Raw genomic sequence first — 12,748 nt, 5'->3', positions numbered from 1 at the left:
TTCAGCGGTGACCGAGACCCCTGACCAGCAGGCTCACGGTGTCGGCGCCGGCGTGCCTGTCCTTCGAAATCTCCAGGTACTCCGGCGATTGCGCCCAGGCATGGAACGCGGACTCGTCGGGGAACGACATCAGCACCACCTTTTCCCGGTCGGTGCTGCCCTCGATGAGCTGCGGTGACTCGTCGGCGGCGAGCAGCGTGCCGGAGTAGCGGGTGAAGATGTCGAGGAAACGCGCCTGGTACCGGTCGTAGGCGGCCCGATCGGTGAACTTCAGTTGCGCGATCACATACACGGTCATGGCTGTGACTGTAAGGCTCGAGGAACTTTCGGCATCGATGGAACCGGGCGGGCACCCACCGCGTCCGAGTAGGTAAGGCAGCACGCCGTCCGGGCCGTGGCTCGACGGCGCCGGGCTGCGGTCCGGATTGTGGCTGCACACCGGTGCCGCGACGATGATGCTGTCCCCCGCGCTGGGTGTGCTCGCGGTGTGGTGGTATCGGCGGCTCTCCTGGTCGGCGCTGGTGGCGCAGAACGGGTTACGGCTCGGCCCGCGACCGCGGCGTACCGTGTGGTTGCTGGTGCTCGCCTGGTTCGGGACGCCGCTGATCCTGTGGTTCGCCTTCGGACTGAGCGCGCTGTTCGACGTGTACGTCTTCGAATTCTCGCGACCGGAGATCATCGCCGCCGTCATCGTCGAGGCGGTCACCGTCGCCACCCTCAGCACGCTGCCGTTCGCGCTCGGCGAAGAACTCGGCTGGCGCGGCTGGCTGATGCCGCAGCTCACCGGTCGCCTCGGACTCTTCGGCGGAATTGTTGCCACCGGCGTGATCTGGGCCTTGTGGCACGCGCCGCTGACCCTGCTCGGCTACAACTATCCGAACCTCGGCGCTTGGGCCGCCGTCGCGTTCATCGGATTCTGTGTGCCGTTCGGCGCCATCCTCGGATGGCTGCGGATGCGCACCGGAAGTATCTGGCCCTGCGCCGTCGCACACGCCGCGTTCAACGGAAGTGCCATGGTGTTCGGTTTATTCGGCTCGACTACGTATGAAGCGAACCCACTGTGGGCCGGATACGGATTCGTCGGCTGGGGTGTACTCACGGTGCTCGCCATAGTGTTGTTCACCTGTTTCCCAGTCCGTCCGGCGGCGGTCCGCACACGACTCTTTGCGCTACCGGCACATTCGCGACCGTCACTCGGATAGGCCAGCGCGCACCGTGCTCGATGCCAGGTTTCGGACAATCGGGAACCCATTCGCTCCGACGCATTGACTAACCAGCTTGCGGCACCGCCTTCCTCGCGGAGATCAGGTGGGCACCACTTATATTGAGATGTCGGTGACAGTTTTGTTGCCGGTTAGGGGTTCGTATGTCGTTCGTGCTCATCGACACACCGCGACCGCACGTCGCGCTGGTCACGCTCAATCGCCCGGATCGCATGAACGCCATGGCCTTCGATGTGATGATCCCGTTGCGCGAGGCGCTGGAAGAGGTCAGCGCCGACAATGACATTCGGGTTGTCGTGCTCACCGGCGCGGGCCAGGGGTTCTGCTCCGGCGCCGATCTGCAGAGCGCGGGCACGGTGCCGAATGTCGAGGGCCTCACCGTCACCAGCGTCGCGCGCCGCTCGATGGACCTGCTCAACGACGTGATGATCACCCTGCGGCGGATGAATCAACCCGTGATCGGCGCGATCAACGGTGCCGCCATCGGTGGCGGATTCTGTCTCAGCGTCGCCACCGACATCCGAATCGCCGCCGAGGCAGCCTACTTTCGCGCGGCGGGGATCAACAACGGCTTGACCTCCACCGAACTCGGCATCAGCTACCTGCTGCCGCGCGCCATCGGCGCCTCCCGCGCCTTCGAGATCATGCTGTCCGGCCGCGACGTCGACGCCGCCGAAGCCGAACGCATCGGCCTGGTCTCCCGCACCGTCCCCGCCGCCGAACTCCTGGAAACCTGCTACCAGCTCGCCGACCGCATCATCAGCTTCAGCCGCGTCGGCACCGAACTCACCAAACGCATGCTCTGGAGCGGCATGGAAGCAGGCAGCTTCGAATCGCATATGCAGCACGAAGGAATGGCCCAACTCTACGTCCGCCTGACCACCACCAACTTCGACGAAGCCATCCGCGCCCGCAAAGCCCGCCGCCCCCCGGTCTACGACGACTGAGCCCGGGGACCGCCACCCCACAGCGCTCGCCCGCAGCTATGCCCGAGACAGCGAACACGCCGTGCCGGGCTGGACGTGGTGACGGGGCTACTTCTGTCTGCCACCGTGTCCCGGTCGATGACAGACCCCAGTGTCACTGGGGAGTTGGGCGTTCCAGGAGGGCTATGCACTCGACGTGGTGGGTGCCGGGGAAGGCGTCGAAGGCGCGTAGGTCGGTGAGGTGGTAGCCAGCCGCTTGGTAGAGGCCTAGGTCGCGGGCGAAAGCGGCTGGGTCGCAGCCGATGTGAATGATGCGGAGCGGGCCGGTGGTGGTGATGGCGGTGATGACATCCTTGCCCGCGCCGGCTCGTGGGGGGTCGAGGACGATGACGTCGGGGGATGCGCCGTCGACGCGTTCGGCGACCCAGCGTTCTACCCGTTGGGCGTGCAGGTCGACCCAGGGCAGGTCGCGCAGTGCGGCGGTGCCGTCGGCGACCGCGGGGCGGGCCGACTCGACCGCGAGGACCGCGCCGGTCTGGCCTACCTGCTCGGCCAGCCGGGCGGCGAAAACACCGGCGCCGCTGTACAAATCCCAGGCCGAGCCGCCGGGACGCAACCCGGACCATTCGGCAACGAGATCCGAATAGCACTGTGCCGCACCGTGATGCGCCTGCCAGAAGCCCGTTGCTGAGACCTCCCACCTGCGCTCCGCGACGTACTCGACCGCTCGCCCGGTTCCGGAGATCAACCACTCCTCGCGCGCCGCGTGCGTAGCCGCCCGCCGCGCCGACGCACTGCGCCGCTCCCCGGCCTGCGGTGTCTCCCATCGCCCGTCCGCGTCGTACCGTTGCGCACCACGCTCGTCCGCGGCTCGCGCTGCCTCGCGACGGCGCCGCCCACTCCCACGCTCCCCGCCGAAGTCGTTCGGGTCAGCGACATTACGGCCGCCGGACGCATCGTCGTGACTGTCGCCGCCGGAGTCCGGCCGACTCCCGCGCCGCGCGTCACCCGCGCTCCAGACACCACCGATCTCACCCGGGCGACGACGGCGACCGGTGACACCCGGCACATCCTCGCTACCCGGCTTGCCGCCCGGGCGGCGACGGTTGTCCCGCTCGACTCCGCCGCGCGCATCAGCACGCCCGCCGTCGGCTCGGTCGTCGCGGCCGCTCGGATTGCCGCTGTGAGACTTCCGCCCACGCTCGTCGTCCCCACGCGCGTTACCGGGTTCGGCACCGGGTCGTCGGCGATCACCGCGTTCGCTGCGCCCACGGCGGTCGCGTCCGCGCCCACGGCGTTCCTCACCGGGTTCGGCCCGCTGCCAGCCACCGGAGCGCGACCCCTCGACCGCGGGCGCCAACTCGATGATGTGCCGCACCCCGTCACCGTCGACGGCTATCACCAAATCCGCACCGGGCGTCCACAATCGGTCCGCCACCCCGTCGAGCGCCCCCGAAACCGGTTGGGGACACCGCAGATCCGTGATCACCTCGGTGCTGCGGTATCGATGAACTCCGGCCCGCCCCTCGGCATCAACGGCCAACCGGATCCGGGTGCGCCACCCGCCGGTGGCGTCCCCGGCCCCGGCGATCGGCTCGACAACAACCTCCCGCTCGATCCCCGCCAGCCTGCGCAGCTGTTCGGCGACCACCGAAGCCTTCAGCGCCCGTTGGGCTTTCGGGGTGGCATAGGAGAAGTCGCAGCAGCCGGCACCACCCGGCCCGGAGACGGGGCAGGTAGCGGGAACGCGGTCCGCGGACGGTTCGAGGATCTCGATCGCGTCGGCGCGGCAGAACGACCCGCCGCGATCCTCAGTGACGCGCGCGAGCACGAGTTCACCCGGCAGCCCGTGCCGCACGAACACCACCCGGCCTTCGTGCCTGCCCACGCAGAACCCGCCGTGTCCGGGCGGTCCGAGCCGGACCTCGAACGTCGTGTCGCGCCAATCAGTCATGCCAACGCCTCGTCTGCACTCGTTTCCCGAAAGGCAACTCTCATGTGCGGTCGTCGTAACCGCGGCGCACCGCACCGGGCGCGTTCACCATGCCCGGCGTCCGCGCGCGCGTCGACGAGGTCAGCTGCCACGGCACGCTGGTCACCATCACCCCTGGCTCGAAGAGCAGGCGGCCCTTGAGTCGCAGCGCACTCTGGTTGTGCAGTATCTGTTCCCACCAGTGCCCCACCACATATTCGGGGATGAACACGGTCACCACGTCGCGTGGCGAATCCTTGCGCACCCGTTTCACATAGTCGAGCACGGGCTTGGTGATTTCCCGGTAGGGCGACTCGATCACCTTGAGCGGCACGGTGACGTCGCTCTTCTCCCATTCGCGCACGAGCGCCCTGGTGTCGGCCTCGTCGACGTTCACGGTGATCGCTTCCAGCGTGTCCGGCCGGGTGGCGCGGGCGTAGGCCAGCGCGCGCCGCGTCGGCAGATGCAGCTTGGACACCAGCACGATCGAGTGTGAACGGCTGGGCAGCACGCCGTCCCACTCCTGCTCGTCCAGCTCGCGCGACACCGAATCGTAGTGCCTGCGAATCATTTTCATCACGATGAAGATCGCGACCATGGTGGCGATGGCGATGTAGGCGCCCGCGAAGAATTTGGTGATGAGCACGATGATCAGCACGGTGCCGGTGGCGCTGAGGCCGATCGCGTTGATCACCCTGGACCGCTTCATCCGCGACCGCTGCGCCGGATCGGTCTCGGTGCGCAGCAAGCGGGTCCAGTGCCGCAGCATGCCGGTCTGGCTGAGCACGAAGGAGACGAACACTCCGACGATGTACAGCTGGATCAGCTTGGTGACCTCGGCGCCGAACAGCACCACGAACGCGATCGCCGCACCGGAGAGGAACAGGATGCCGTTGCTGAACGCCAGCCGGTCGCCGCGGGTGTGCAACTGCCGGGGCAGGTAGCGGTCCTGCGCCAGAATCGAGCCGAGCACCGGGAAGCCGTTGAAGGCGGTGTTCGCGGCGAGCACGAGAATCAGCGCGGTCACCGTGGTGATGAAGAAGAACCCGATCGGGAACCCGTGGAACACCGTCTCGGCGAGCTGGGCGATCAAGGTCTTCTGGTGATAGTCGGCGGGCGCGCCGATCAGATCGTCGGTGTCGTGCGCGTACACGACACCGATCTTCTGGGCCAGGATGATGATGCCCATCAGCAAGACGATCGCGAAGGTGCCGAGCATCAGCAGCGTGGTGGCGGCGTTGCGCGACTTCGGCTTACGGAACGCGGGCACACCATTGCTGATCGCCTCGACACCGGTCAGCGCGGCACAGCCGGAGGAGAACGAGCGGGCGATCAAAAAGGCGAAGGCGAGTCCGTAGAGATGCTCGTCCTCCGCCTTCAGCCCGAAACCGGCCGATTCCGCCTGTAGATCGTCGCCGAGGAAGAAGATGCGGATCAGTCCCCAGCCGAGCATGACGAACATGCCGACGATGAACGCGTAGGTCGGGATGGCGAAGGTGGTGCCCGACTCGCGGATGCCGCGCAGGTTGATCGCGGTGAGTACGGCGATCGCGACCACGGCGAACAGCACCTTGTGCGTGGCGACGAACGGGATCGCCGAGCCGATGTTGGACGCGGCCGAGGAGATCGAGACGGCCACCGTGAGCACATAGTCGACCAGCAGCGCGCTACCGACCGTCAGACCGGCATTGGGGCCGAGGTTCGTCGTCGCAACCTCGTAGTCACCGCCGCCGGACGGGTAGGCGTGCACGTTTTGCCGATAGCTTGCTACGACCACCGCCATGACGAACGCGACGGCCAAACCGACCCAGGGCGCGTAGAGGTAGGCGGAGATGCCCGCGGCGGAAAGCACGAGGAAGATTTCCTCCGGCGCGTAGGCGACCGAGGACATGGCATCGGAGGCGAACACCGGGAGGGCGATGCGCTTCGGCAGCAGGGTATGGCCAAGCGAATCACTACGGAAAGGCCTGCCCAGCAGCATTCGTTTCGCTGCCGTCGTCAACTTGGACACTGGAGCGAGCATAGGCCCCCCGATGGGTGCTCGCGCGCGTGGCTCGCAGGTTTGGGCGCGAGGCGGAGGGGGAACGTGGCCGATGGAATGATTCGGCGGGTACCGTTCGATCGAACGATAAGCAGACCGAACGCTTGGTTCCAGGAACGAGGTTGCACGGGTGTACGTAGTGATCATGGGCTGTGGGCGCGTCGGGTCGGCGCTGGCCCGCGCCCTGGTCCGGGTCGGCCATGAGGTCACCGTGATCGATCGGGACCCGGCCGCCTTCCTGCGCCTCGGCCAGGACTTCACCGGCGAGCGGGTCACCGGTGTCGGTTTCGATCGAGATGTGTTGGTGCGGGCCGGAATCGAGCGAGCCGACGCGTTCGCCGCGGTGTCCTCCGGTGACAACTCCAACATCATCTCCGCGCGGGTGGCGCGCGAGATGTTCGGCATCGAGCGTGTGGTCGCCCGGATCTACGATGCGAAGCGGGCCGCGGTCTACGAGCGGCTCGGCATCCCGACCATCGCCACGGTGCCGTGGACCACCGACCGCTTCCTGCGCACCCTCATCGGGGACAGCAGCACCACTACATGGCGCGACCCGACGGGAACGGTAGCTGTGACGCAGCTGACGCTGCACGAGGACTGGTATGGCCGCACGGTGCGCGACCTGGAACGCGACGTCAAGGTGCGGGTCGCGTTCATCATCCGATTCGGCCAGGGCCTGCTGCCCGACAGCAAGACCATCGTGCAGGCCGACGACGTCGTCTACGTCGCCGCGACCTCCGGGTCCGTGGGTGAGGCCATCGCGTTGGCAGGCAAGCCCCCCGTGAGCGAGGACTGAACATGAAAGTGGCCATCGCCGGAGCGGGCGCCGTCGGCCGATCCATCGCCAGGGAACTGCTGCGCGGTGGACACGACGTCATGCTGCTGGAGCGTCAACTCGACCACATCGAGCCTGCGGCGATCCCGGACGCGGTCTGGGTGCACGCCGACGCGTGCGAGCTCGCTTTGCTCGAGGACGCGGGGCTGGAAACGTATGAGGTGGTCATCGCGGCCACCGGCGACGACAAGGCCAATCTGGTGCACAGCCTGCTCGCCAAGACCGAGTTCGGCGTGCGGCGGGTGGTCGCGCGGGTGAACGATCCGCGCAACGAGTGGCTCTTCGACGAGTCGTGGGGCGTCGACGTCGCGGTGTCCACACCGCGCCTGCTCGCCTCGCTGGTGGAAGAGGCGGTCACCGTGGGTGATCTGGTGCGCCTGATGACGTTGCGGCAGGGTCAGGCCAATCTGGTCGAGATCACCCTGCCCGGCGACACCGCGCTGGCCGGCAAGCCGGTGCGCACGCTCACCCTGCCGCGCGACGCCGCCCTGGTGACGATTCTGCGCGGCGGCCGGGTGATCGTGCCGCAGCCCGACGATCCGTTCGAGGGCGACGACGAGCTGCTGTTCGTGACCTCGGTGGAGGCCGAAGAGGACCTGCGGGTCGAACTGGCCAACCACGGCATCAAGCCTTGACTCCCCGACAGGGCTGATGCACGGCCGCTTCGACAGCTAGGCGGCCTTCAGTTCCGCACGCAGCTTGTTCAGCGCGCGGTGCTGCATCACCCGGACCACGCCGGGGCTGGTGCCGATCGCCTCCGCGGTCTGCGCCGCCGACCAGCCGAGCACGATGCGCATGACCAGCACCTCGCGGTGTGCCGGCGCCAGGATCTTCATCAGCTCCTTGGTGGCCGCGCGCCGTTCGGAGGCCAGCGCCCACTCCTCGGGTCCGGCCTCGTTCGACGGCGTGTCCGGCAGCTCGGCCATCGGGTAGGTGGGGTGCTGCTGGGAGCGGCGGAACGCGTCGGCGACCTTGTTCGCGGCGATGCCGTAGACGAAGGCGAGGAACGACTTGCCCTGATCGCGGTAGCGCGGGATGGCGTTCACCGTGGCGATCAGGATCTCCTGCACCACGTCGTCGGCGGTGACCTGCAGGTGGGCCGTATTGCCAAGGCGCGCACCGCAATACCGGCGCACCAGTGGATGGACGATCCGGACGATCTCGGTGATGGCGGCGCGGTCACCGGCCGCCGCGGCGCCGATCAGCGCATCCAGTTCGGCTGCCACCCTGCGGCTCTCCGACAGGGCCGGAGTGCGGTTGTTCGACAATGCTGCGGTGTTGTGCTCGGTAGCCACGTCCGAGTCCTTTCCGACGATCGTGCGTTGTTTTTTCCTACGCAACGATCGTCTGACGAACTCGGACCGCCAGCCAGACACCCCAGGGTGGGTAACCCCCCACCTCGGCGGGGATTTACCCACCCCTGATGGTTTTCGCGGGAAAGATCCGCGAGGTTAACGCTTTACGCGTCAGACCGCGGGCGCGGTCTTGGTGGGCAGGTGCCCGGCGCGACGCACCGCCCACACCGTGACCGCCAGCGCGACCGCGGTCAGCGGCCAGCCCATCGCGATCCGCGCGAACGCGAGCCAGCCGGTGCGGTCGGTGTCGTAGAGCTGCGACTGCACCAGGTAGCGGGCGCCGAAGACCACCATCCAAGCGGCGGTCGCGAAGTAGTAGAGGCGCTGCACGCGCTGATCGGAGCGCCAGTCGGTGCCGTGGCCGTTCAGCACGCCCCAGATGACGCCGACCAGCGGCCAGCGCACCAGCATCGACACCAGGAACACGCCCGCGTAGACCAGGCTGGTGTAGATGCCGAACAGGAAGAAGCCCTTGGCCTCCCCCATCCGGTAGGCGATGAACGCGCAGATGCCGACGCCGAGGAAGCCGGAGACGGCGGGCTGCAGGGGGCTGCGCCGGAACAGGCGCCAGACCAGGATGAGCGCGGCCACCCCGAGGGCGGCCCAGATCGCCGCGGTCAGCCCGGCGAAACTGTTCACGGGGACGAACACGACGACGGGAACGGTCGACGAGATCAGGCCGCTGAAACCACCCAACTGCTCGAGCAACGTCTGCTCCGCGGCGGCCTCAGCAGGGTCGAGAGCCACTGGCGGCTCGATCTGTTCGGTCGTGGGGGTCGGTTCGCCCATGGGGGCGTTGTCGTTGCTCGATGGCATACGTCAGCTGTTCCCGCGCAGTTCGTAGTAGGGGTTGTAGATCACCTTGCGGCCGTCTCGATCGCCGACGCGGCCGCGAACCAAGATACGTCGGCCCGGTTCGATACCGGGGATGCGCCGACGGCCGATCCACACCAGGGTGATGGCGTCGGTCCCGTCGAAGAACTCCGCTTGCACCGCAGCGCCGGCGGACTTCGGACACGCTTCGACACTGCGCAGCCTACCGAGCATCGTGGCCTCGTCGCCGCGGCGACACTCCGATGCGCGGCACGCTCCTGAGGCCTCCGATTTCTCGGCAAGTTCCTCGGCGTCCAACTGGTCGAGATCCTCGGTCAGTCTGCGGCCCAGACGTCGAAAATACCCTGAGGCAGCGGATGACATTTCGCACGCTCTCCTGCATAGAGCAGACAGTGTGGATCGCACACCATCGTGGATTCAGCACGACCGGCTGTGGACGTACACCCGCCACTGTAGATGCACCAGGGCACCCCCGCTACGCTCGGACCGGTGTTCGACTCCCCACACTCCGTGTCGGCCGCCCACGCCGTCGTGGCGCTGCCCGGCACCGGATCCGACGCCGATTTCGCCCGCCGCGCCTTCGAGCCCGCCTGCGAAGCGCGCCGTCTAGCCGTGGTCGCCGTCGAGCCCGATCCCATGGGCGTGGTCGCGAGTTATCGCGCGGCGCTCGACGCGGCGGCCGCGGCGGGACCGATTGCTGTGGCGGGAATCTCGTTGGGCGCCGCGGTCGCGATCGAGTGGGCGGCCGAGCATCCGGACCTGGTGGTCGGGGTGGTCGCGGCGCTGCCCGCGTGGACCGGGCCGGACACCGCCGCCTGCCCCGCGACCATGAGCGCGGGGGCGACCGCCGCGCAGCTGCGCGCCGACGGGTTGGACGCGGTGGTCGAGCGGATGCGCGCGAGCAGTCCGCGCTGGCTGGCCGACGCGCTCACGCGGTCGTGGCGCGCGCAGTGGCCGAATCTGCCTGCGGCACTGGAGGAAGCGGCCGACTACAAGTGGCCGGGCACCGAGCGGCTCGGCACCCTCGAGGTGCCGGTCGCGGTGGTCACGGCGGTGGACGATCCGGTGCATCCGTTCGCGATCGCCGAGGAGTGGGCAGCGCTGATCCCGCGCTCCGCGATCCACCGGATCACGCTGGCCGAGCTCGGCGCGGATCCGGCGATCCTCGGGCACACGGGATTCGCCGCGCTGGCGCGCAGTTAGCTAGTTCAGGCCGAGCTGCTGCATGGCCGAACCGTCGGCACCACGGCGCGGACCCTCCGGCATGCGCGGCGGCACGCCCGCCTGCGGGCCCGCCGCGGCCTGCGCCGCCGCCTGCTGTTGCTGGGCGTCGATCTGCGCCTGGTGCGCCGCGGCCAGCTGCTCGGCCAGTTCCTGCGGCAGCACCACCGGTAGTGGCTCGCGCACCGGCAGCGGTTCGTCGCCGCGCCGGATCACCGTCTCGCGCAGGATCGCCCGCGCCGCCGCGACCAGCGGACTGCCGTCGTTCGACGCGCCCGACGGACCCGCCGCGACCAGCCGAACCATCCAGCGCGGCCCGTCGACGCCGATGAACCGCAGGTCGGCCCCCTCGGTGACGGCGAGCAGCTCACGACCCCACGGACCGGTCTCCACCGCGACCCGAGCGCCGTCGTTGCGCAGCGAATCGGCGAGATCGGCGGCCACGGTGCGCCACTGCCCCGCCGACTTCGGCGCCGCGTACGCGGCGACGGTGAGCCTGCCGTGCTCGGTGGCCAGGTGCACCGCCTGCGGCGTGCCGTCGGGGGTCATCTCGACCTGCAACTGCCCGCCCTGCGGCACCGGCAGGATCACCGAGCCGAGGTCGAGTCGCTGGTCGGTGACCTTCTCCAGCAGATCCGCCACGTCGCTGTAGTCGTACGGCCCCGAACCCTCGGCGCCCGCGCCCTGATAACCCCCGGTGACCACCGGGTGTTCGTCGGTGTCGTAATCGTCTTCGTCATAGGCGAAGTCGTCGTTGTCGTAGTCGTCGGCCGGATACCGGTCGTCGTCGGACGATCTCTTCTTCTTTCCGAACAGTCCCATTACGCCTCCTTCACGGTGGCCTGGCTCGCGCTGGTCAAACTCGCGTGACCGCCACTGGAGCCGTGACCGCCCGCCCCGCGCGTGGTCTCGTCCAGCGAGTCGACCTCCAGGAAGTCGACCAGTTCCACGCGCTGCACCAGCAGCTGCGCGATCCGGTCGCCCCGGCGCAACTCGATGGGCGTGCGCGGGTCGTGATTGATCAGGCACACCTTGATCTCGCCCCGGTAGCCGGCATCGACCGTGCCTGGGGTGTTCACCACCGACAGCCCGGTTTTGGCCGCCAGGCCCGAGCGCGGGTGGATCAGGCCGACCGTGCCGACCGGTAGCGCCACCGCGATGCCGGTGCCGACCAGCACCCGCTCCCCCGGTTCCAGGATGACGTCTTCGGTGGTGCACAGGTCCACACCGGCGTCGCCGTCATGGGCGCGCACGGGCATGGGGATGCCGGGATCCAGCCGCAGCATAGGTATCGGTGAAAGGGCGGTCACGACTCCGCCTCGCTAGCGCTCGGCTCCGCCGTAACCGCAGGTGCTGTATCCATGGTTCGCTCGCTTCGCTCCCTCACGTTGGTCGAGCCTACGCGTCAACCGGTAACCACCGTGAATTAGTGTTGACTCGTGTCGGACCAGCCCAATCCAGTGACGATGGACGAGAAACAGCAGACCCCGCAGCCGTACCGCGAGCGCCTCTGGGTGCCGCTGTGGTGGTGGCCGGTGGCCTTCGCCATCACGGGCCTGCTTGCCGCCGAAATCCACATGGGCGCACCAGGATTGCGGGCCTGGCTGCCCTATGTGCTGTTGTTCCCGATACCGGTCTGGGTGCTGCTGTGGCTGAGCCGCCACCGCGTCGAGGTCGCGCCGGACGCGTCGGGCACGCTGGAGCTGCGCGCCGACCGCGCCCACCTGCCCGTGAATTTCGTCGCCCGTGCGGCCGTCGTCGCCCGCACGGCGAAGAGCGCGGCGCTGGGTCGCCAGCTCGACCCCGCCGCCTATGTGCAGCATCGGCCGTGGATCGGGCCGATGGTGTTGCTCGTGCTCGACGACCCGGACGATCCGACGCCGTACTGGCTGGTCAGTACGCGTCGACCGGAACAGGTCCTTGCCGCGCTGGGCCTGCCCAGCGCGGGCTGATCACCATGAACTAGCTCAAGCGGCGCAGTCCATGCAGATCAGCTGACCACCCTTCTCGCTGGCCAGCCTGCTCCGGTGGTGCACGAGGAAGCAGCTGGAACAGGTGAACTCGTCGGCCTGCTTCGGGATCACCCGAACGCTCAGCACTTCCTCGGACAGGTCCGCGCCGGGAAGCTCGAACGACTCCGCGGTATCGGATTCGTCGATATCCACGACGGCGGACTGTGCCTCGTTACGACGAGCCTTCAGCTCCTCCAGCGAATCTTCCGACACATCGTCGGTTTCGGTACGCCTCGGTGCGTCATAGTCGGTTGCCATGTCGTCTTCCCCTCGTCCTTACTTCATATATCCCGGACCGGCTGGTTCACACCGATTCCTGCTGGAACCGC

Annotated in this window: 15 protein-coding genes; 6 read left to right on the top strand and 9 right to left on the bottom strand. The window is 68.2% G+C overall.

The features are described from left to right. Position 1 precedes the first annotated feature (1 nt). Positions 2-298, bottom strand: coding sequence for a DUF1330 domain-containing protein (locus ACIHA7_RS19790; protein WP_397291389.1), 297 nt, complete (start codon positions 296-298; stop codon positions 2-4). Positions 299-452: 154 nt separating this feature from the next. Between ACIHA7_RS19790 and ACIHA7_RS19785 the strand changes: the two genes are divergently transcribed. Then, entirely contained in the window at positions 453-1,202 is a 750-nt protein-coding gene (locus ACIHA7_RS19785; protein ID WP_397291387.1) for a lysostaphin resistance A-like protein, read from the top strand. Positions 1,203-1,366: 164 nt separating this feature from the next. Beyond that, positions 1,367-2,170, top strand: a complete 804-nt coding sequence (locus ACIHA7_RS19780; RefSeq protein ID WP_397291385.1) for an enoyl-CoA hydratase — start codon at positions 1,367-1,369, stop codon at positions 2,168-2,170. A 133-nt stretch (positions 2,171-2,303) separates the two neighbouring features. Here ACIHA7_RS19780 and ACIHA7_RS19775 read toward each other — a convergent pair whose 3' ends face one another. Next, positions 2,304-4,103 carry a TRAM domain-containing protein gene (locus ACIHA7_RS19775; RefSeq protein WP_397291383.1) on the bottom strand — a complete coding sequence of 600 codons (1,800 nt, stop codon included), beginning with the start codon at positions 4,101-4,103 and terminating at the stop codon, positions 2,304-2,306. 40 nt (positions 4,104-4,143) lie between these two features. Next, positions 4,144-6,132, bottom strand: a complete 1,989-nt coding sequence (locus ACIHA7_RS19770; RefSeq protein ID WP_397291381.1) for an APC family permease — start codon at positions 6,130-6,132, stop codon at positions 4,144-4,146. 160 nt (positions 6,133-6,292) lie between these two features. On the opposite strand from ACIHA7_RS19770, the gene ACIHA7_RS19765 reads away from it, so the two are divergent. After that, complete coding sequence (locus ACIHA7_RS19765) at positions 6,293-6,958, top strand: potassium channel family protein (protein ID WP_397291379.1); 666 nt, start codon at positions 6,293-6,295, stop codon at positions 6,956-6,958. 2 nt (positions 6,959-6,960) lie between these two features. Next, positions 6,961-7,632: a potassium channel family protein gene (locus ACIHA7_RS19760; protein WP_397291377.1), complete on the top strand. Its 672-nt coding sequence runs from the start codon at positions 6,961-6,963 to the stop codon at positions 7,630-7,632. 36 nt (positions 7,633-7,668) lie between these two features. On the opposite strand, the gene ACIHA7_RS19755 is transcribed toward ACIHA7_RS19760, so the two are convergent. The 3 genes from ACIHA7_RS19755 to ACIHA7_RS19745 all read right to left on the bottom strand — a co-directional run bounded on the left by ACIHA7_RS19755 (position 7,669) and on the right by ACIHA7_RS19745 (position 9,549). Beyond that, positions 7,669-8,292: a sigma-70 family RNA polymerase sigma factor gene (locus ACIHA7_RS19755; protein WP_397291375.1), complete on the bottom strand. Its 624-nt coding sequence runs from the start codon at positions 8,290-8,292 to the stop codon at positions 7,669-7,671. Between the two features lie 171 nt (positions 8,293-8,463). Next, a complete protein-coding gene (locus ACIHA7_RS19750; RefSeq protein ID WP_397291373.1) occupies positions 8,464-9,141 on the bottom strand; it encodes a DUF3159 domain-containing protein in 678 nt (225 codons plus the stop codon). A gap of 30 nt (positions 9,142-9,171) precedes the next feature. Further along, on the bottom strand, positions 9,172-9,549 hold the full coding sequence (locus ACIHA7_RS19745) for an OB-fold nucleic acid binding domain-containing protein (RefSeq protein WP_107658110.1): 378 nt from the start codon (positions 9,547-9,549) through the stop codon (positions 9,172-9,174). A 126-nt stretch (positions 9,550-9,675) separates the two neighbouring features. On the opposite strand from ACIHA7_RS19745, the gene ACIHA7_RS19740 reads away from it, so the two are divergent. Further along, positions 9,676-10,389 carry an alpha/beta fold hydrolase gene (locus tag ACIHA7_RS19740; RefSeq protein ID WP_397291371.1) on the top strand — a complete coding sequence of 238 codons (714 nt, stop codon included), beginning with the start codon at positions 9,676-9,678 and terminating at the stop codon, positions 10,387-10,389. Here ACIHA7_RS19740 and ACIHA7_RS19735 read toward each other — a convergent pair whose 3' ends face one another. After that, a complete protein-coding gene (locus ACIHA7_RS19735; RefSeq protein WP_397293102.1) occupies positions 10,390-11,223 on the bottom strand; it encodes a DUF3710 domain-containing protein in 834 nt (277 codons plus the stop codon). 5 nt (positions 11,224-11,228) lie between these two features. Further along, complete coding sequence (gene dut, locus ACIHA7_RS19730) at positions 11,229-11,693, bottom strand: dUTP diphosphatase (protein WP_397293101.1); 465 nt, start codon at positions 11,691-11,693, stop codon at positions 11,229-11,231. A gap of 180 nt (positions 11,694-11,873) precedes the next feature. Here dut and ACIHA7_RS19725 point away from each other — a divergent pair, with 180 nt between their 5' ends. Next, the gene (locus ACIHA7_RS19725; RefSeq protein ID WP_397293100.1) at positions 11,874-12,359 is read left to right on the top strand and encodes a DUF3093 domain-containing protein; all 486 of its coding nucleotides are present in this window, start codon (positions 11,874-11,876) and stop codon (positions 12,357-12,359) included. A 15-nt stretch (positions 12,360-12,374) separates the two neighbouring features. Here ACIHA7_RS19725 and ACIHA7_RS19720 read toward each other — a convergent pair whose 3' ends face one another. Then, positions 12,375-12,677: a DUF4193 domain-containing protein gene (locus ACIHA7_RS19720; protein WP_107658115.1), complete on the bottom strand. Its 303-nt coding sequence runs from the start codon at positions 12,675-12,677 to the stop codon at positions 12,375-12,377. Positions 12,678-12,748 lie beyond the last annotated feature (71 nt).

The organism is Nocardia sp. NPDC052316, from assembly GCF_044547795.1.
Lineage (GTDB): Bacteria > Actinomycetota > Actinomycetes > Mycobacteriales > Mycobacteriaceae > Nocardia.
Note: the sequence above shows the minus strand (reverse complement) of the source record. Positions and strands in the feature narration are given on the sequence as shown.

Coding starts and splice junctions, on each gene's coding strand:
- ACIHA7_RS19790 (WP_397291389.1), bottom strand. CDS start 298: ATGACCGTGTATGTGATCGCGCAACTGAAGTTCACCGATCGGGCCGCC.
- ACIHA7_RS19785 (WP_397291387.1), top strand. CDS start 453: ATGATGCTGTCCCCCGCGCTGGGTGTGCTCGCGGTGTGGTGGTATCGG.
- ACIHA7_RS19780 (WP_397291385.1), top strand. CDS start 1,367: ATGTCGTTCGTGCTCATCGACACACCGCGACCGCACGTCGCGCTGGTC.
- ACIHA7_RS19775 (WP_397291383.1), bottom strand. CDS start 4,103: ATGACTGATTGGCGCGACACGACGTTCGAGGTCCGGCTCGGACCGCCC.
- ACIHA7_RS19760 (WP_397291377.1), top strand. CDS start 6,961: ATGAAAGTGGCCATCGCCGGAGCGGGCGCCGTCGGCCGATCCATCGCC.
- ACIHA7_RS19750 (WP_397291373.1), bottom strand. CDS start 9,141: ATGGGCGAACCGACCCCCACGACCGAACAGATCGAGCCGCCAGTGGCT.
- ACIHA7_RS19745 (WP_107658110.1), bottom strand. CDS start 9,549: ATGTCATCCGCTGCCTCAGGGTATTTTCGACGTCTGGGCCGCAGACTG.
- dut (WP_397293101.1), bottom strand. CDS start 11,693: ATGCTGCGGCTGGATCCCGGCATCCCCATGCCCGTGCGCGCCCATGAC.
- ACIHA7_RS19725 (WP_397293100.1), top strand. CDS start 11,874: ATGGACGAGAAACAGCAGACCCCGCAGCCGTACCGCGAGCGCCTCTGG.
- ACIHA7_RS19720 (WP_107658115.1), bottom strand. CDS start 12,677: ATGGCAACCGACTATGACGCACCGAGGCGTACCGAAACCGACGATGTG.